The sequence below is a fragment of the Kibdelosporangium banguiense genome (assembly GCF_017876405.1).
Classification (GTDB): Bacteria; Actinomycetota; Actinomycetes; order Mycobacteriales; family Pseudonocardiaceae; genus Kibdelosporangium; species Kibdelosporangium banguiense.
The window spans coordinates 6,577,154-6,596,711 of record NZ_JAGINW010000001.1; the positions used below are offsets into that span (position 1 = coordinate 6,577,154).

The window sequence follows — 19,558 nt, forward strand, 5'->3', positions numbered from 1 at the left end:
GGCCGTACTCACGAAGGCAGAGCACTCTCGACGCCCGCGACGGCCCGGATCGCATCGGCGAGGTCCCGGCCGTTGGGGGCCTTGTTCGGGTCCACCAGCCACTGCGCGATCACCCCGGTCAGCATGGCCAGCGCGAACGAGCCGACCGACCGGACCGACTTCTCGTCGGACGCGGGGTCGATCAGTTGCAGCAGCGTCGCCAGGCCGCGGCGGGCGGTCTCCTGGGCCGCGGAGAAGTACGGGCGCATCTCGGGCGAGTGCTGGAGGTGGGTGAAGACCTCGAACTGCGCCACCCACAACGCCCGGTGCTCCTCGAACAGGTCGATCACTCGGGTCCAGGTCGTCTCGAACCGCTCGATCGGCGTGGCGTCCGGGTCGACGTTCTCGGCCAGGGTCCGGCCGATCTCCTGACCCCACTCCTCGGTGGCCTGGATGAGGGCCGCGTTCATCAACGCGTCCTTCGTGCCGAAGTGGTACCCGATCGATCCGAGGTTGGTGTTGGACGCCGCGACGATGTCACGGGCGGTCGTCCGGGCGAACCCCTTCTCGAGCAGGCACTTCTTCGCGCCCTCGAGCAGCTGCTCCCGATGTCCCATCACAGTCCCCATCTGCAGGAATGACCTGGACGAACGTTGCATACAGATGTCTTGTATGATTGTCTTAGACATCCGTCCTAGACAAACATGTAAGACCATTGTACAGTTCTCCCGTGACGCAGGTAGCCGTGAACCAGACAGCCTCGGGCGGTCCCGGGATGCTTGTGGCCGCCCGGGCACTACAAGGTATCGGTGCGGCCGTGCTGATGCGCTCAACCTTCGCGATCATCCACACCGTGTTCCCCGGCAGGCGGCGGCCGCGCTGGGACCGGTGGTCTCCGGCGCGCCGCTGAACTGCCTGCGGCGTGTTTCGCGAATCGGGTATCGAAATTTACAAGGGCGCTGGTGGGGTCGGCTAGGGGCCCATGCTGTCGTCGTCTCTTTATCATTGGTTTCATCCCCGTGGTATTGAGACCGGAGGATTTCACGCATGACGTTGCTGGCAGACGGTCTTACCGATACGGCGCGATTCCGTGCGTACGGGCCTCGGCATATCGACGCCGTCGCGGAGCGCTTCGGTCTGCCCGCCGAGATCTGTTCGACGATCAAGGCCATTGCCCGCGTCCTGCCATTCCGGGTGAACGAGTACGTGCTGAACGAACTGGTGGACTGGCACAACATCCCGGACGACCCGATCTTCCGGATGGTCTTCCCGCAGCGCGGCATGCTGTCGCCGGCCGACGAGTTCCGGCTGGCCGCCCTGGGCGCCGACCCGGGCATGAAGGTGGCGTTACGCCAGGCGGTCAAGGAGATCCGCGACGGGCTCAACCCGCACCCGTCCGGCCAGAGACAGCTCAACGTGCCCACTGTGGACGGTGTGCGGATCCCTGGTCTGCAACACAAGTACCTGCAGACCGTGCTGTACTTCCCGGCTCAGGGGCAGACGTGCCATTCGTACTGCACCTACTGCTTCCGCTGGGCCCAGTTCGTCGGCGACGCCGATCTGCGGTTCGCCGCACCGAATCCGGACGGCCTGATCGCGTATCTGAAGCGGCACCCCCACGTCTCGGACGTCCTGGTGACCGGCGGCGACCCGATGGTGATGTCCACCGAGCGGCTGCGTTCGCACCTGAGGCCGATTCTGGACGTCGAGTCCGTCAGCACGATCCGGATCGGCACGAAGTCGGTCGCCTACTGGCCGTATCGGTTCGTCACCGACCGGGACGCCGACGACGTCCTGCGGCTGTTCGAAGAAGTCGTCGCCGCCGGCCGGACCTTGGCAGTGATGGCGCATTTCTCGCATCCCCGGGAACTCGAGACCGCCGTCGCGCGCCAGGCGATCGCCCGCATCCGGTCCACGGGTGCTGTCGTGTACTGCCAGGGGCCGATGATCGCGCACGTCAACGACGACGCCCCCACTTGGTCGGAGCTCTGGCGCCGCGAGCTGGCCGTCGGGGCAGTGCCCTACTACATGTTCGTGGAACGCGATACCGGTCCACATGAGTACTTCAAGGTGCCGTTGGCCCGTGCCGTGGAGATTTTCCATGCGGCGTACCGGACTTTGCCGGGACTGGCCCGCACGGTCCGCGGCCCGGTGATGTCCGCGACACCCGGGAAGGTCGTGGTGGACGGGGTCGAGGAGACCCCGGCAGGCCGGTTCTTCCAACTGCGGATGCTGCAGGCTCGAAATCCCGCGCTGGCTGGGAGACCATTCCGGGCGAGGTACTCCACGAGTGCCTCGTGGCTGACCGAGCTGCGCATCGACCGATCCGCGCCGCCGGACATCACCGCTGCCGTCGCGGGCACCGGTGTCCAGGGGACGCCTGCCCTGACCGGGCAAGGCTGAAGGGAGCAGACACCCATGGCCAGCTGGCGGGTCTCGCCGAACCTCGCGCTCAACCAACTGGTCGCCGCTCGTCAGGCCAACGGTGAATCCATTGTGCACCTGGGGTTCGGGGAGGCACGGCTGCCCGCGTTCGCTCCCTTGGTGGAACGTCTGATCGCCGGTGCCAGCCGCAACTCCTACGGCCCGGTCGCCGGTGGCCCGGCGGCCCGGGAGGCCGCGGCGGGATACTTCTCCCGCAGGCGGATGCCCACCAGCTCGGACCAGATCGTGCTGGCCCCGGGCAGCAAACCGCTGCTGATGGCGTTGAACCTGGTCGTGTCGGGCGACGTGCTGATCCCCAAGCCGGCGTGGAACACCTATGCCCCGCAGGCCGAACTCGCCGGCAAGAAGGCGTTCGGCGTGCCGATCCCGCCGCAGGCCGGTGGCATCCCGGACCCGGCCGCCCTGCGGGAGACCATTCTCGCGGCCCGCGCACTGGGGCGTGATCCGCGGATCGTGATCCTCACGTTGCCCGACAACCCCACCGGGACGCTGGCCACGCCCGAGCTGATCCGGGAGGTCTGCACGATCGCCGAGCAGGAGGACCTGCTCATCATCTCCGACGAGATCTACCGGGACGTCGTGCACGACCCGAAAGCCCCGTTCATCAGCCCGGCCGAGCTCGTACCGCCGCGAACCGTTGTCACGTCAGGGTTCTCCAAGAGCCTGGCACTGGGCGGCTGGCGGATCGGCGTGGCCCGGTTCCCGGACGGCGCGTGGGGCAACCAGATCCGGGACGGCGTGGTGTCCTTCGCGAGCGAGGTCTGGTCCACATTGGCCGGACCGATGCAGGAGGTCGCGGAGTACGCGTTCAACGAGCCACCCGAGCTGAGGCAACGGCTCGCCGACAGCGCCCGTCTGCACGGCGCGGTGGCCCGTGCGGTGCACCAGATCATGGTCGACGCCGGTGCCACATGCCGGCCGCCGACGGGTGCTTTTTATGTATATCCCGATTTCGAGCCGGTCCGCAACAAACTGAGCCTGCTCGGGATCACCGACTCGGACTCGTTGCGCCAGCACATCCTCGACGAGTACGGCATCGTGGTGCTGGCTGGACACCTGCTCGGCGACGACTTCGGCGCGTTGCGCTTCAAGGCCGCCACCAGCATGCTCTACGGCGACACCGCCGAGTTGCAGCAACTCGCGCTGGACTCCGCCGACCCGACCAGGCTTCCGCACGTACGGGACGTCCTGACCAGGATCGAGGAAGCCTTCACCAAACTGTGCGCGTGAGGGGTTTTGACGAAATGAAACTGGCATTGGAGCATGCGCTGCACGCACGTTTCTTACGCGGTCTCGAGCGTGCGGGCGACCATCCGGCTATCACTGTCGGCGACGAATCTGTGTCCTACGCGGCCGCGCACGAACTCGCCCTGTCCTGGGCGGGGGCGCTGCTGAACGTGACGGGTGCCCCCAATGCCACATTGGGGGCATCAGATGCCCCCAATGTGGCATTGGGGGCAAAACCTGTCGCGGTTTTGACAGGTCGCAGCATCGAAGCGTACATCGGAATCCTGGCGTGTCTGTACGCAGGCCTTCCGGTTGTGCCGTTGATGACCGAATTCCCGGCGGTGCGCACCCGGCAAATGCTGGAGGCCGCAGGCGTTGCGGCAATCATTGTCGACAAGGAAGGCGCGGAACAACTCCCTGAGCTCGGTCTGGACCTGCCCGTTCTTGCCCCGGGCACCGGCGGCGGCACGATTCCGTTGCGGGGTGCGCTGGCACAGCCGCGCGCAGTCCAGCCTGATGATGTTGCCTACGTGCTGTTCACATCGGGGTCGACCGGGAAGCCGAAGGGCGTGCGCCTGACCCACGGCAATATGACGCACTACTTCGGACTGATGGACGCCTGGTACGACTTCACCGCCGAGGATGTGTTCTCCCAGGCAGCGGGCCTGAACTGGGACTCGGCCGTCTCGGACCTGTGGTGCGCGTGGGGTGCGGGCGCAGGCCTCGTCTCCGTGCTCACGCCTGCATACCGCGACATCCCGATGTTCGTGCGGGAGAACGGGATCACGGTCTGGTTCTCCGCACCGAGCGTCATCGCCCTGGTCCGGCGCACGGGCAAGCTGCAGCCTGGCACGATGCCGTCGTTGCGCTGGACGTACTTCGGCGGTGAGGCCCTGACCTGTGAGGACGCCGCGGGCTGGCAGGCCGCGGCGCCGGAGTCGGCCGTGGTGAACGTGTACGGCCCGACCGAGATGACGATCACCACGCACCGTCACACCTGGAACCCGTTGACCTCGCCTGAGCTGGGCGTGAACGGTGTGGTGCCGCTCGGTCCGATCCACCCGGGGCACGGCGAGCGCCTGGTCGACGAGAACGGCGAGCTGTCACAGACCGAAGGCGAACTATGGGTCACGGGACCGCAGATGTCCGCCGGTTACGTCGACCCTGCCGACGGCGTTGGGAAGTACCTGCGTGAAGAGGGCCGCATTTGGTACCGCACCGGTGATCGGGTCCGGCGCGTGCACACCGGGGAACTGATCTACCTCGGCCGGGTGGACTCGCAGGTCCAGGTCGGCGGTTACCGGGTGGAGCCGGCCGAGATCGACCACGCGCTGCGCGGGATCGACGGCGTGCTGGACGGCGTCACTGTCGGTGCTCTGGTGGACAACACCGCCGTACTGATGGCTTTCTACACCGGCGAACGTATTCCGCCTGCCGTGTTCGCGCACAAACTGGCCGATGTGCTGCCGCAGCAGATGATTCCCAGGCACTACCGGCATGTCGAGCAGTTCCCGTTGAACACCAACAAGAAGATCGACCGGCTCGCCCTCACGGCGGTCGCGGCGCAAGCACTCAGGAAATAGGGCGAATCATGGTCGCAGACTCCGGCAACGCGCACACAGCCCTGGTTTTCCCCGGCATGGGCCCGTCCCGGTTCGAGGACATCGCCAAGTTCATGCTCATCAACCCGTTCGCCCGTAAACTCGTCGCGGAGGCGGACAAAGTCCTCGGATACTCCCTGTTCGACGCCTACCGTGACGCCAAAGGCGAGTACAACCGGCATGCGCAGGTCGCCTTCGTGGTGAACTGCCTGGCGTTCGCGCAGTGGGCCGAGGACACGATCGGCGTGGAGCCGGATCTGATCACCGGGCCGAGTTTCGGCGGCCGGGCGGCCGCGGCGCATTCCGGAGCGGTGAGTTTCGCCGAGGTGGTGTGGCTGACTTCGCAACTGGCGACGGTGATGGACGAGTACTTCACTGCCGAGCACCCGGACATCGTGACTCACTCGTTCGTCCGGACACCTTTGCCCGAACTGACCAAGATCCTCGGCGAGCTCACCGAAGCCGGGCACTGGCACGAGATCTCGTGCCGGCTCGACCACGATTTCCACATGCTGTCACTGGGCATCGGGCAGGTGGACTGGGTCAAGCGCAGGCTGAGCTCGATCGGCGGCCTGTCGCTGTACACCATGCAACCGCCCATGCACGCCAGTATCTTCGCAGGACTGCGTGAACGTGTGGACGCCGAGATCTTCAGCCAGGTCACCTGGGCCGACCCGGTCGTGCCGGTGATCGCCGACCAGGACGGATCGGTGCGGCACACCGGTGCCGGCGTGCGGACCATGTTGCTGGACGGGTTCGTTCGCGCGGTGCAGTGGCCGGACGTGGTCGCGACATTGCAGAGTTCGCGCGTCACCAAGCTTTATGTCGCCGGTCAGGACAGCATGTTCGGACGTGTCCCGTGCACCACCCGGAACTTCGAAGTGGTCGGCATAAATCCCCGTTTCGTGATGCAACCACGTGCCAGAGTGGTTGCTGTGCGGTAGTTTGCCAGATGTGACTGGCATGACCGAAGTCCGCGTGCCCAAACTGAACAACAACGACACCGAGTACATCCTGACCGAGTGGATCGTCGCGGACGGTGAACAGGTCGAGCCAGGCAGGCCCGTGGCGACACTGGAGACCTCCAAGGCCGCCGAGGAGTTGCTCAGCCCGCAGGCAGGCGTACTGCGTCATCTCGTCGAACCCGGCGCCGAATGCTCGCCAGGGCAGGTGATCGCCCAGTTGCTGCCGGAAGGCGCCGAAGTCACGCCGATCGTGGCCGGGCAACGTCCACAGAGCGGGCCGATCATCACCGAGCCGGCCGCCGCGCTCATCCGGGAGCTCTGCGTCAGCCCGCAGGAGGTTCAGGCGCTCGGCCTGAAAGTGGTCCGGCGCAACGATATCGAGCAGCTCGGCGGTCTCGTCCGGACACTGTCACCGGTACAACGGGCGATCAGCCGGACCGTCACGCGGTCGCACCAGACGATCCCAGCCGCCTACACCGTGATCAAAGTGGACGTTTCGGCAGCGATGCGGGAAGCCCGGGAGACGACCCGGCAACTGCGCATGCTGGTCGGGCTGCCGGACCTGCTCGTCTCGGCCGTCGCCAAGCTGCACAAGGACTTCCCGCTGTTCTTCGCGACTCTGCAGGACGAGCGGACCATCCGGCTCGCCGACACGCCGCAGGTCGGGGTGACAGTGGACCTCGGCGACGGCTTGCACATCCCGGTGATCCGCGGGAATCCGGCGGTGCCGGAGATCGCGAGGCAGATGGCGGCGTTCCGGACTTCCGCGCAGCACGGCACTTTCCGGCAGGAGGATCTCCTGGGCGCGAACATCGTTGTGACACTGCATCACGATGAAGGAATCATGCTGGCGATCCCGATCATCCACCCTGGCAACGTGTGCGCGCTGGCGCTCGGCGCCCCGGACAACGGCGTTGCCCACATTGGCCTGGCCTACGACCACCGCGTCGTCAACGGCCGGGACGCGGTGGTCTTCCTGCAGAGCTTGCGGGATCTGCTAGCGCCTTGAGGCCGACGAGGTCGTCGGGCACGGCGTCCGCGACCTCGTCGTCGAACCTGGCGAGCCTGCTGCGCAGCGCCACCACGGCGATCACCGCGATGGCGAGCGCGAAAATCAGGTACATCAAGGCGATGCCACGCCCGGGGCCGGTGCCGATCAGGGCTCTGACGCTGGGCGCGAGCGGTTCGAGCAGGGTACTGGCGTACGGCGCGACCAGGCCGAACCCGATCGGCAGAGTGGACCACGCGATGAGCGTGTTGAGCGCGAAAACCCGGCCGTGCAGTCGTTGCGGCACCTTGACCTGGACGATGGTGGTGTAGATCCCGTTGAGCAGGGTCAGCCACAGCGACATCCCGAAAGCGCCGGCCGAGATCAGCAGCAGATCCGGCCGGAGGCTCGTGATCAGGCAGAACACCGACAGAGCCACAGTGCTGAGCAGGACGCCCCGCATCCGCTTGCGCTGCGGACCGCCCCACGCCGTCATGGCGAGCCCACCGAGGAACACGCCCAGACCGGCCATAAAGGACACCAGCCCGACGTCGGCGAGCGTGGTGAACGACAGCACCAAAGGCGAGATCATCAGGAACAGCGGCGACAGGAACACATTGAGAACCGCGAAGAACACCAGCATCCGCCGGAAACCCGGATTGCCCCACGAGTAGCGCAACCCTGCGATCGTTTCGGCGAGCAACGGTTCCTTGCGCCGCCAGGCCATCGCGTCCGGGAACCGCACGACCAAGGTCACGCCGATGGCGACGACATAACTCAGCACATCGATGATCAGGATTCCCTCAAGCCCGATCCCGGCCATCAGGCCGACTGCCGCCACCGGCACGAGCAACTGGGATGTCCCGCCGGCGAGCTGCACAATCCCGTTGGCGTGCCCCAGATACCGCTTCGGGACAAGCTGGGGGACCGCTGAGGTGTAGGCCAGTCGCTGGAATGTCGTGGCGACCGACAGCAATCCCAGTAACGGACAGATATGCCAGGTCGCCAGATTTCCGGTCCATAGGAGCAGCCCGAGTGCGAGCTGGATCGCTCCGGAGGCGAAGTCTCCGGCGAGCATGATCGTGCGGCGTGATGTCCGGTCCACGATCGCGCCGGCCAACGGCGCCGCGACCATGCCTGGAACCAGGCCGATCACGGCGAACAGCGCGAACTGGGCCAGCGAACCGGTGGTCAGGTAGATCCAGAGCGGAATGGCGAACTGGGTGAGCGCGGACCCGATCAGTGACACCAGTTGCCCGGCGGCCACGCCGAGGAACCGCCGCATACTGGGCTGCGGGCCCGTGGGACGGGAAGCCCGCTCCGACTTCGATGTGGCCGCCAGCCGCCAATGGTCACCTGCCGTGCCGCCGGTGAGGATCGCGGCCAGCTCGTCGGCGCGGTATTTCAGGAAGAAGTGCCCGGCCTCGTCCAGGACGACCAGTTTGGCCGTATCGGTCAGGAAGTGCCACTCGCGGTAGCGTTCCTGGTGGAACTCGGTCGCCGGATCCTGGTCGCCGACCACCGCGATGATCGGTGCCTTCAGCCGCGTGGCCGACTGGAACAGACTGGTGAAGTACTCCTCGGCCGCGTCGGTGTCCCGGCGCATGGTCCGGATGATCCGTGTGGCCTGGCCCGGCTCCAGGTCGCTCATGTCCACACCCATGGACGTCAGCCAGTTCGCGTAGGTCCGGTCGCCGCGCAGGAACTCCAGGCGGGCCAACCGGCCCAGCCGCCTGCTGCCGGGCCGGGCGAACGGGAAGATCGCTCCGATGTAGACGGAATCGGGCGGCCGGCCCCCGGCCTCTAGTCTCGCCGCGATGGCCACGGTCAGAGCGGAGCCGACGCCGCAGTGGCCATAAAGCACGATCGGCCCGCGCACCTTTGCCTGAACCTCTGCGGCACACCGGGCCGCGAGTTCGTGAAACGGCAGGCTGTCCTCGTCCAGCCCGACATCATGGCCGGGGATCGCCACTGACCACAGTGCACAGTTCTCGGGAAGTGCGTCCGCGAGTGGTTGATAGACCGCTGCGCTCCCGCCGCCATACGGGACACAGACGTAACTCACGGTTGTCGGGCGCTTCGGCGTGAGTTCGTACAGCAGACCGCGGTTGTCCTCGGTGCCCAGTTGGGCGGCCAGTTCACGCACGGTCTGGTACTTGAACAGATCCATCACCGCGACCGGTTGGTCCAGCGCGCGGCGGATCTGCGCGACAGCCTTGATCGCGAGCAGCGAGTGCCCGCCCAGCTCGAAGAAGTTGTCATCGGCCCCGACCGGGAGTTCGAGCAGCTCGGCCCAGATCGCGGCGATCACACGTTCAGTCTCTGTCGCGGCCTGCGCGACCTGGCGGGCCGGCGCCTCAGGTTCGGGCAGCCGAGCTCGGTCGACCTTCCCGTTCCCGGTCAACGGCAGCCGGTCGAGCGTGACGAACCACGTGGGCACCATGTACGCAGGAAGAATGCCGGTGAGGTACGCCCTCAGATCGATGTCATTGCGAAGCACGACATACGCCACGAGCTGTCGGTTGGTGCGTTCGCCACGTGTGGTGACCACACAGTCGGCGACCTCGGGATGCCGGCTCAGCTGGGCCTCGATCTCGCCCAGCTCGACCCGGTAGCCGCGGATCTTGACCTGGCTGTCGGCCCGGCCGAGGAACTCGATCGTGCCGTCCGGGCCGTAGCGCCCAAGATCACCGGTCCGGTACATGCCGTTGACGAACGCGGTCCGAGTGCGTTCATCCCGCCAATAGCCACGCGCGACACCCACACCGCCGATGTAAAGATCACCGGTCACGCCTACAGGAATGTCGCGCATATGGGCGTCGAGGATATGGAATGACTGGTTGGCCAGGGGACGGCCGTAGGGAATCGACGTCCAGGCCGGGTCCACGTCGCCGATCGGGTGGTGGATGGACCAGATCGAGCCTTCGGTCGCCCCACCGAGGCTGATGATCCGCGCGTTCGGTGCCAGGGCGCGGATGCGTCCGGGCAGGCTCAGCGGAATCCAGTCGCCCGACATCATCACCAGCCGTAGCGAGGAGATGTCAGTGCCCTCGTGCTCGGCATGGTCCACCAGCAGTTCCATCAACGCGGGCACGGTGTTCCACACTGGGATCCCGTGCTCGGCGACGAGTTTCGCCCAGGCCGCGGGGTCCTTGTCCTGGCTGGGATCGGGCATGACCAAGCTGGCCCGCCCATTGAAGATGTCGTACACCGAGAGGTCGAAACTCAAGGCCGACAGCTGAAGGATCCGGTCGTCCGGGGTGACGCCGAAGCGCTGGTTGACGTCCTGGATGGTGTTCCACGCCATCCGGTGTTCGATCATCACGCCCTTGGGCTCGCCGGTCGATCCGGACGTGAAGATCACGTACGCCAGATCCGCCGGTGTGGCCGGGCAAACAGGTTCGGTCTCGGCTTCGTCCTCGGTCACGACAAGCCAGCCGGGCTGGGCGAACTTCGCCTGCGTGATGACGTAACGGCATTCACCGCGTTCGATGAGATGACGGCGCCGTTCTTCGGGCAGGTCTGCGTCGACCGGGAGGTAGGCGCCACCAGCCTTGGTGATCGCTAGAACGGCAGCGACCTGCTCCCATCCGCGTTCCATTACCACGGCCACGAGTTCGTTCGGCTGTATTCCGGCTAGTCGTGTGGCTAGATGGCTAGCTCGTCGATCGAGAGTCGTCCACGAGAGCTCGCCACCGGAGTGGATCAGTGTGGCCTCATGGTTCACCAGCTTGTGGAGACACTCCGCCGGGCCGAAGTCGGTGTTGGTGTCGTTCCATTCGAGGCGTTGCGCACGCTCGGCCGGTGTCAGCAGATCGAGCTCGGCCAGCCGGATCTGGGGCTGTGAAGTCACTGTTTCCAGGACAGTCAGCAGATGGCCGGTGAGTCGTTCGATCCGGTCGTGGTCGAACAGCGCTGTGTTGTAGATGAACAGCCCAGCCAGGCCGTCAGGGTTTTCGTTGGCATACAGCTCGAGGTCGAAGCGCGTGGCCCACTCGTTGAGGCTGAATCCCTCGGTGTCCGTGGCGGCATAGTTCTGCAACGCGAACAGCACCTGGAAAACAGGGGAGCGGGCGACGTCGCGTTCGACATCGAGCTCTGCCACGAGTCGTTCGAACGGGACTTCCTGATGACCGAACGCATCCAGCGTGGTGTCCCGGACACTCGACAGCAGGTCTGCAAAGGATGGCTGGTCGATCCGGATCCGCAGGGCCAGGGTGTTGACGAAACAGCCGATCAGGTTCTCGAACTCCGGCCGGGACCGCCCGGCCACAGGCGAGCCGATGGTCACGTCGTCCTGACCGGCATGCCTGCCCAGTGTGATCGCGAACGCCGCCAGCATCACCATGAACGGCGTCGCACCTTGCTCACGGGCAAGCCGCGTAACGCGGTCAGTGAGTGCCCGGCCGAGCTGGAAGCTGTGTGGGGCTCCCTGGTAGGTGAGCTCAGGTGGTCTGGGCCGGTCAGCCGGAAGATCCACTGGTTGAACGCCATCAAGTTGCGCTCGCCAGTACGCGACGTCGGCGGAATCATCCCGGTTTCGCTGCCAGCGTGCGTAGTCGCCGTACCGTACCGGGAGTTCCGGCGCCGCACCGTCGAGCAATTCACGAAGCAGGATCTCCGCTGACCAGCCGTCACCCGCGATGTGATGCAGGGCGAACGCCAGGACATGATCCTCGGGCGCCAGCCGGACGAGCAGGGCCCGGCAGACCGGCCCAGTGCTCAGATCGACCGGCTCACGAAGGAAGTCGCTGATCAGGGCCTGGGCTTCCGCCTCGGTCCCGGCCACGGTGACCGTCAAAGGGATTGTGTTGTCGCCCAGGACGATCTCTGGGGTGAACCGCATGCGTAGCGGTTCGTGCCTCGCGGCGATGGCGGCCAGCCGACTGGTCAAGTCATCCGGGTCGACGGCGGAGCGGATGCGCCTGGCCACCGGGATCGTGTAGGCGGTGTTGCCAGGCGCGTACTGGTCCAGGAACCACAGTCGTTCCTGCGCGTACGACAACGGCGGCGTCTCGCCCGGTGGCCTGCGGTCGATTGTCCGGGCAGGTGTGCGGCGTCGGAGACGGGCCCGGATGTCCTCACTCAGCTCGGTCATGAGGTGGCCTCGACCAGCAGATTTTCCAGTCCGGCGGCGAGCTGCTCGACGGTGGGCAGGGTGAACAGCATCCGGATCGGCACGTCCACCTCGATGATCGAGCCGAGCCGGGCCGCGACCTGGACGGCCAGCAGCGAGTGCCCGCCGAGCGCGAAGAAGTCGTCCGTCGCACTGATTCCGTCGATGCCGAGCACCTCGCCCCAGACGAACACCACGAGTTCTTCGGCCTCCGTGCAGGGCTCGATGAAACCGATGTCCCGCACAGGTTCGGGGTCCGGGAGCGCGGCCGTGTCGACTTTGCCGTTCCTGGTCAACGGGAGTTCGACGAGCTCCACCCAGGACACCGGAATCATGTACGGTGGCAGGGTTTCCTTCAGATATCCGGGCTCACACCGGCCCACGGTGTAGGCGATCAGCTTGTCGTGCCTGGCGATGACCTTGGCCGCGGTGATCTCGGGATGCTCCAGCAGCCGGCTCTCGATCTCCCCGGGTTCGATCCGGTGGCCGCGGACCTTGACCTGGTCATCGGTCCGGCCGAGGAATTCCAGGTTCCCGTCCGGCCGCCACCGGACCCGGTCGCCTGTCAGATAGTACCGGCCGCCTTCCCGGTTGACGAATCGTTGCGCGGTGAGATCAGGCCGGTTGCGGTAACCACGAGCCACGCCCGCGCCGCCGATCGCGAGTTCACCTGGTGAGCCGGGCGGTACGAGCCGGCCGTACTCGTCCTCGATCCGCACAGTGGTCGCGGAGATCGGGCGTCCGATGTGGACGTCGTCGCCCAGATCTCCAGCCGTGGCCACGATCGTCGTCTCGGTCGGGCCGTAGGTGTTCACGATCCGGACGCGGTCGCCGAAGTGGTCACGCCACCGTCGCAGACTGGCCTGCTGAAGCTGCTCACCGCCGAGAATGATCAACCGGAGGCTGTCCGGCCAGGGCACATCGTCGATCATGTCGACCAGCCGGTGGAAAAACGCCGTGGGCAGGTCGAGCACTGTGATGCCGGGCTGCCTGGCAAGCAACGCGGGCAACGCCGTCGGCCCTTCCGGAAGCAGGACGACGGTCGCACCCGTGGTCAATGCCGGGTAGATCTCCTCGGCATGCGTGTCGAACGAAAGCGATGCCAGCTGCACGATCCGATCACCGGGCCCGAGCTCGTAAGCCTCCCGCATCCAGTGCACTCGGGCGGCCAGGTTCTCGTGGTCGACCAGTACGCCTTTCGGCAAGCCCGTAGAACCTGACGTGTACAGCACATAGGCCAGGCCACGGGAAGCGTCAGCAGCCGAGCTGTCCTCCAACAGATACGTACGGCGAGCCGGGGGAAGGTCCGGGTCCAGCGGCAGATAGGCGGCCCCACCTCGCCAAGCCGCCAGTAGCGAGACAATCGTGTCGATGTTACGGCTCGATTCGATGCCCAGCACTGCCCCGGGAGTGGCAGAAGCTGTGCGGGCAACCCGCTCGCCGAGTTCGCCATAGGTGATGGCCTTCTCACCGCAGACCAACGCGATCTCGTCCGAACAGGTTTCGAACGCTTCGTCGATGAGCTCAGGGACGGAAGTCGACGGCGGATGCGCCGAGCTGCCGCCCAGTGTCGCAAGTAGAGTGTGGTCCGCTTCGGTCAGCACAGGTAGAGCTGAAAGGGAAAGCTCCGGACGCGATGCGATTCCACTGAGGATAGTCGTGAACCGCTCTGCGAATTGGGCAACAGTAGTCGCGTCGAAGACAGCGGTGTCGTATCCGAGGACCGTGTAGATGCTGTCGGGGTCGCGCCAGGCCTCCAGCATCAGATCGAATTTGGCCTGCCGGTAGCCCGCGTCGAACATGGTCATCCGCAGATCGCCTAGCGTTTCGCGGGGCAGGGCCTGAGTGTGCAGCACGGCCATGGTCTGCAACAGCGGGGTCCGGGTGAGGTCACGCCCGACGCCAAGGCGGGCAAGCAGGCTCTCGAACGGCACATCCTGATTCGCCATCGCGTCAAGGACCGTATCCCTGGTCCGTTCGAGAAACTCGGTGAAGACCGGGTTCGCGCTCAAGTCTCCACGAAGGACCACCGTGTTGCTGAGATAGCCGATCACGGGCTCCAGTTCGACCAGATCACGGCCGGCCACCGGCGAGCCGACCAGTAGATCCGTCTGCCCGGTGTGCCGTGCCAGCAACACCTGATACGCCGCCAGCAGCACCATGAACAGCGTCGCGCCGTGCTCGCGACCGACCCGTTCGAGTCCATTAGCGACATCACCAGGGATCCGGAACGCATGAAACCCACCGTGACCATTGGTGCACCGGGGTAGATCCAGGACGGGCGGATCGGCGAGCTGGTTGAGCCAATAGTCGAGCGAAGGTTCCCGCCCGCGTTGCCACAGCGCGATATCGCCGTGTTGCACCGGCAGCTCGGTAAGCTCTGCGCCGGAGTACAAAGTGGAGAGATCGTCCAGGAAGACGTTGAGAGACCATCCGTCGGCGATGATGTGATGCATCGTGACGCACAGGACGTGATCGGCTTCGTCGAGTCGCATCAGCGTGAACCGCAGCGGGGGCGCGGCAAGGTCGAACGGAGAGTTCGTCTGCTGAGCTGCTCGGGCACGAGCTTCGTCCTCGCTGCCGACATCGATGTACTCGACATCAACCGGCTCAGGGTCCTGCACCACAGCCAGCGGCCGGCCGTCCACTTCGGGGAACGCCGTCCGCAGAGATTCGTGCCGTGCCACCAGATCCGTGCACGCGCGCCGGAACGTCGTCACATCAAGTGGCCCGGCCAGCCGCCGGACGATGAACATCGTGTAGGACGCGTCATCCGGATCGAGCCGCTGCAGGAACCACAACCGTTCCTGGCCAGGCGAAAGCGGCGGCGGCGTGCCCACCGGCCTGGGCTGGGGAACCTCGGTGGGGATGTGGTCGGTCAGGGACGCGGCGAGACCGGTGACGGTCGAATGGGTGAACACAGCCCGGACCGGGAGCCCGCCGAGTCTGGCAGCCACCTTCGTGGCCAGGAGCGAATGCCCGCCCAGCGCGAAGAAGTCGTCTTCGGCGCCGACGTCGTCCCGGCCCAGAACATCGGCGAAGACAGCGGCGACCGTCTTCTCGGCGTGAGTGCGTGGCGGCCCACCGCGCCCGGCGGGCCGATCCGGCGCGGGCAGGGCAGCACGGTTGATCTTGCCGTTGGCGGTCAGCGGGAACGCGTCCAGCCGCACGAACGTGGGCAGCATGTAGTCGGGCAGGATGTCGGCCGCGTGCTCCCGCAAGCCTTCGGTCTCGCCGATGACATACGCGATCAAAGCGTCGTCGCGTACGACAACTACAGCTCGATCCACATTCGGCGCCGATTCCAGAACGGCCTCGACCTCACCCGGCTCGATCCGGTGACCCCGCAGTTTGACCTGGTGATCAAGCCTGCCGAGGAATTCCAGCCGGCCGTCGGCGAGCCGGCGAACCCGGTCGCCCGTTCGATATATCCGGCCGCACGGACCGGTGACGAACCGTTCGGCGGTCAGCTCCGGCCTGCCGTGATAGCCAGTCGCGAGCCCCGCACCACCGATTGCGAGCTCTCCGGGCACGCCGATCAGGGCCGCTTGGTTTCCGGCCAGAACGTGCACGGTCGTGTTCGCGATCGGGTAGCCGATCGATACCTCGGCCGGTTCCAGCGGTACATCCCACGCAGTCGACCACACCGTGGTCTCGGTCGGCCCGTACATGTTGATCAGCCGCCGGACCTGCGCCCTGAGCTCACGCGCCAGTTTGAGTGGCAGTGCTTCGCCGCCTGCCAATGCGACCACATCGCTGGTTTCCACCTGTCCGGCGAGCAGCATTCGCCAACCGGATGGAGTGGCCTGGACGTGCGTGACCCCGGTGTCCTTGATCAGCCTGGCGAGTGCGGCGCCGTCGCGGGAGGTCTCCTCGCCGGCGATCACCACGCGCCCGCCGCTGATCAACGGCAGATAGAGCTCCAGCGCGGAGATGTCGAACGACAGCGAGGTCAGCGCCAGCCAGACGTCCCCGGCTCGCGGTGGGATCAGGTTCCGCATGGCCGAGACGAAGTTGGTCAGCGCCGAATGGGGGATCACGACACCCTTGGGACGGCCAGTCGAGCCGGACGTGTACAGCAGATACGCGGTCCCGGCCGGGACAGGCGCGGACCGCGCGTCCGACAGCACATAGGAGATCCTGGACTCCGGGTACGACGGGTCGATCGGCAGATAAGCCGCATCGGCGAGCATGACACCGAGCAGCTCAGCAACCAGGTCTGCGGATCGGGGAAGCTGGATCGGGACTATGTCGCCGGGTTTGACGCCGTCGGCTCGTAACCGGTCGGCGACCTCGCGGGCCTGCGCGACGAGCGAGCGATAGGTCAGGGTCGTGTCACCGCAGGTCACGGCTATCGTGTCGGGCGTGCGTGCGGCCTGCTCCACCACAAGGTCGGCGACGGTTCCGGCGGGGACCGGGCATTCGGTCTGGTTCCAGGCTTCGAGTTGCTTCAGCTCGTCGGCGGTGTGCAACGCAAGTGCCGAGACCGGCAGTCCGGGGTTCGCCACGACTGAAGCCAGCAGCCGCTGAAACCGGGCGGCCATCCGGTCCATTGTGGATTGGGTGAGCAGGTCCACGTTGTACACGAGCGACCCGAGCAGCCCGTCCGCTCTGGGCCAGATGTCCAGCGTCACGTCGCTCATGGCGCGACGGCAGTCGTGCGGGTAGGGCTGCGAGGCCAGGTCTGCGAACTGCGGACTCTCGGCATACCCGACCGCCGCCGAATGCAGGGCGAACAGCGTCTGGAAAAGGGGAGTACGGCTGAGATCACGCTCGATGTCCAACGCCGAGAGCACACGTTCGATCGGCACGTCCCGGTGTGTCATCGCCTCGGACACCCGGGTGCGCGTCCGGGACAGAAACTCGGTGAACGTGGGGTCGCCGGACAAGTCCCCGCGCAGCACCAAAGTGGACGCGAACAACCCGACCACGGGCTCCAGTTCGGGCAGATCGCGCCCGGCGGTCGGCGATCCGACGAGGACATCGTCCTGGCCGGAATGCCGCGCGAGCAGGACCTGATAGGCCGCCAGCAGCACCATGAACAGCGTGCACCGCTGTTGCCGGGCGAACTTCCCCAGCGCGGAACCGACATCCGGCGGGATCCGGAAGATGATCTCAGCACCGGCACTGCCCCGGCGGGCGGGCCTGGCCCGATCCAGCGGCAGGTCAAGAGACGCGGCTCCGGCCAACCGCCGTGTCCAGTACTCGACATCGGGCGACGCATTCCGTTGCGTGACAGCGTGATCACCGAACTCGACCGGTGGCAACGGAAGGTCGATCGTGACGCCGTCACGTCGTGCGGCGTAGAACTGGGCGAACTCGTCGAAGAGAATGTTCAACGACCAACCGTCAGCGATGACGTGATGCAACACGACCGACAGGATGTGGTGATCGTCAGCCAGCCGGACCAGGGTGATCCGCACCGGCGGCGCGGCAGCCAGATCAAACGCTTGGTTGATTCGTTCGGCCACCAGACGATGGGCCTGCTGCTCGGACCGGGCGGCCAGGCACTCGACCCGGATTGGACCAGGTGGTTCGACCACCGCGACCGGCGAGCCGTCCGGCGCGGGAAAGCGCGTCCGCAATGCGGCATGCCTCGCGACAACATCCCCGAACGCGCTGGTCAACGCCTTGGCATCGAGACGGCCGCGCAAACGCCGGACCGCCGTGAGGTTGTAGGTGACGTCCTGCGGGTCAAGGCTCTGCAGGAACCACAGCCGCTCCTGGGAGAACGAGAGCGGAACCGTCATGGACGTAACTCGCTGATCGCGGTCGCGACACCGGTCACGGTCGGATCGTCGAGGAACACGTCGAAGGGCACCTCCACGCCGAACCGTTTGCGGCACCTCGCTGTGATCTGGGTGATCGTGAGCGAGTGCCCACCGAGGTCGTAGAGGTCCTCATCCAGCCCGATCTCATCGATCCGGAGCACCTCGCTCCACATGAGACGGATCTGTGCGACCAGGTCCGGATCGAGCGCAGTGCCGGTGACCGGCGCGGCCCCGGTGGTCGGCTCGGTGGGCAAGGCCAAGGCCACTGTGGGTAGCTCGGACAGCAGGATGTCGGGGTCGGCCGCGACGGTTTTCAACGCTGACCGGAAACACTCTGCCGCGTTCTCGGCCGTGGACCGGTCGACCACGCCGAGATTGTGGAACAGCCGGGCATGTAATCCGTCGTGGCCGTCGTCGGCCTGCAGGTGCACGATGTTGCGGATCGCGAGGGTGGACATCATCAGGTCCACCTTGACGTCGAAGCCAGGCAGGGGCGGCGCCTGGTGATGGCGACGGTAGCTGATCGACACAGGCGCCAGCGCCGCGCTCGGCCGCATCCCGCCGATCGCCCGTGCGAGCGGGACCTCGCGGAACTCGTTCAGCGCACGGATCTCGGCCTTGACCTGCGTGGCGAACCGGCGGAACGACAGGTCAGGGCCGAGGGTGACGATCACGGGCAGTTCAGTGGCGAACAACCCGAGATGTGCCCGGGTCTCCACACGCCGGGTGGACATCGCGACCGCGACCGTCGGCTGGCCGAACACCACGTGCAGCAACGCCAGCAGCACGTCGAACCGGCTGACCCCGATCCGCTCGGCGGTGTCGGAGATCTCCGCGGTCAGGTCGAAGTCGACCACGCCACCGGCACCGGGCGTGACCGGACGGTCGGCGTCCTGCCAACGTCGCTGCCAGTACGCCGCCGCGGCCGGCAAGACATCTGCGATCCGGGCTTGCTGTTCGTCTGCCGCCTGTTCGTGCGAGATTTCTAGCGCAGCCGGTGGCTTGCCCTGGTAGAACGCCAGCAGATCCTGGACCAGGAAGTCCTTCGACATCCCGTCGAACACCAGGTGATGGATCACCGACAGCACGACATGCCGGTCCCTGGCGACCTCGGCGACCGCGAACCGGGCGAGTGGGCCGTACCGCAGATCAAACGGGCGCTTGCTTTCCTGCTCGATCCACGACTGGACATCGGCGACAGCCGTGAACGTGACCGGTGGCGCGTTCGTCGTCGGGACGAGTAACAGAACACCATCCCGTTCCTCGAACGCGCACGACAGGACGCTGTGCCTGCGGATCACCGCCGAGCAGGCGTCGAGCATCGCCTGCCGGTCGAGCGGGCCGTCCAGCCAGACGGCGACCGGCAGGTGGTAGGCCGTGCCGGTGCTGCCGACCTGCTCGGTGATCCACATCCCGTACTGGGCCAGCGTGGCTTGGACGGGTGCGGTGGGGACCCCGGTCATATA

General features: G+C 66.2%; 10 protein-coding genes. 6 read left to right on the forward strand and 4 right to left on the reverse strand.

Going from position 1 to position 19,558, the window contains the following annotated elements; genetic code table 11:
- Positions 1-8 precede the first annotated feature (8 nt).
- Positions 9-596, reverse strand: a complete 588-nt coding sequence (locus tag JOF56_RS30740; RefSeq protein WP_209642960.1) for a TetR/AcrR family transcriptional regulator — start codon at positions 594-596, stop codon at positions 9-11.
- 113 nt (positions 597-709) lie between these two features.
- Here JOF56_RS30740 and JOF56_RS30745 point away from each other — a divergent pair, with 113 nt between their 5' ends.
- The 6 genes from JOF56_RS30745 (at position 710) to JOF56_RS30770 (ending at position 7,226) form a co-directional block, all read left to right on the forward strand.
- Positions 710-889, forward strand: coding sequence for a hypothetical protein (locus JOF56_RS30745; protein WP_209642961.1), 180 nt, complete (start codon positions 710-712; stop codon positions 887-889).
- A 137-nt stretch (positions 890-1,026) separates the two neighbouring features.
- Positions 1,027-2,382, forward strand: a complete 1,356-nt coding sequence (locus JOF56_RS30750) for a KamA family radical SAM protein (protein WP_209642962.1) — start codon at positions 1,027-1,029, stop codon at positions 2,380-2,382.
- A 15-nt stretch (positions 2,383-2,397) separates the two neighbouring features.
- Positions 2,398-3,654 carry a pyridoxal phosphate-dependent aminotransferase gene (locus JOF56_RS30755; protein WP_209642963.1) on the forward strand — a complete coding sequence of 419 codons (1,257 nt, stop codon included), beginning with the start codon at positions 2,398-2,400 and terminating at the stop codon, positions 3,652-3,654.
- A 14-nt stretch (positions 3,655-3,668) separates the two neighbouring features.
- A complete protein-coding gene (locus tag JOF56_RS30760; protein ID WP_209642964.1) occupies positions 3,669-5,234 on the forward strand; it encodes an AMP-binding protein in 1,566 nt (521 codons plus the stop codon).
- A gap of 8 nt (positions 5,235-5,242) precedes the next feature.
- Positions 5,243-6,196, forward strand: coding sequence for an ACP S-malonyltransferase (locus JOF56_RS30765; protein WP_209642965.1), 954 nt, complete (start codon positions 5,243-5,245; stop codon positions 6,194-6,196).
- A 19-nt stretch (positions 6,197-6,215) separates the two neighbouring features.
- Positions 6,216-7,226: a 2-oxo acid dehydrogenase subunit E2 gene (locus JOF56_RS30770; RefSeq protein ID WP_209642966.1), complete on the forward strand. Its 1,011-nt coding sequence runs from the start codon at positions 6,216-6,218 to the stop codon at positions 7,224-7,226.
- On the opposite strand, the gene JOF56_RS30775 is transcribed toward JOF56_RS30770, so the two are convergent.
- The 3 genes from JOF56_RS30775 to JOF56_RS30785 are packed head-to-tail and all read right to left on the reverse strand — an operon-like array spanning position 7,168 to position 19,555.
- On the reverse strand, positions 7,168-12,303 hold the full coding sequence (locus JOF56_RS30775) for a non-ribosomal peptide synthetase/MFS transporter (protein WP_209642967.1): 5,136 nt from the start codon (positions 12,301-12,303) through the stop codon (positions 7,168-7,170). The two genes, JOF56_RS30770 and JOF56_RS30775, sit on opposite strands and share 59 nt — an antisense overlap.
- The gene (locus JOF56_RS30780; protein ID WP_209642968.1) at positions 12,300-18,071 is read right to left on the reverse strand and encodes a condensation domain-containing protein; all 5,772 of its coding nucleotides are present in this window, start codon (positions 18,069-18,071) and stop codon (positions 12,300-12,302) included. Before JOF56_RS30780 ends, JOF56_RS30775 begins: the two co-directional genes overlap by 4 nt.
- On the reverse strand, positions 18,068-19,555 hold the full coding sequence (locus tag JOF56_RS30785; protein WP_209642969.1) for a condensation domain-containing protein: 1,488 nt from the start codon (positions 19,553-19,555) through the stop codon (positions 18,068-18,070). The genes JOF56_RS30780 and JOF56_RS30785 overlap by 4 nt, the downstream gene beginning before the upstream one ends.
- Between the last annotated feature and the right edge of the window lie 3 nt (positions 19,556-19,558).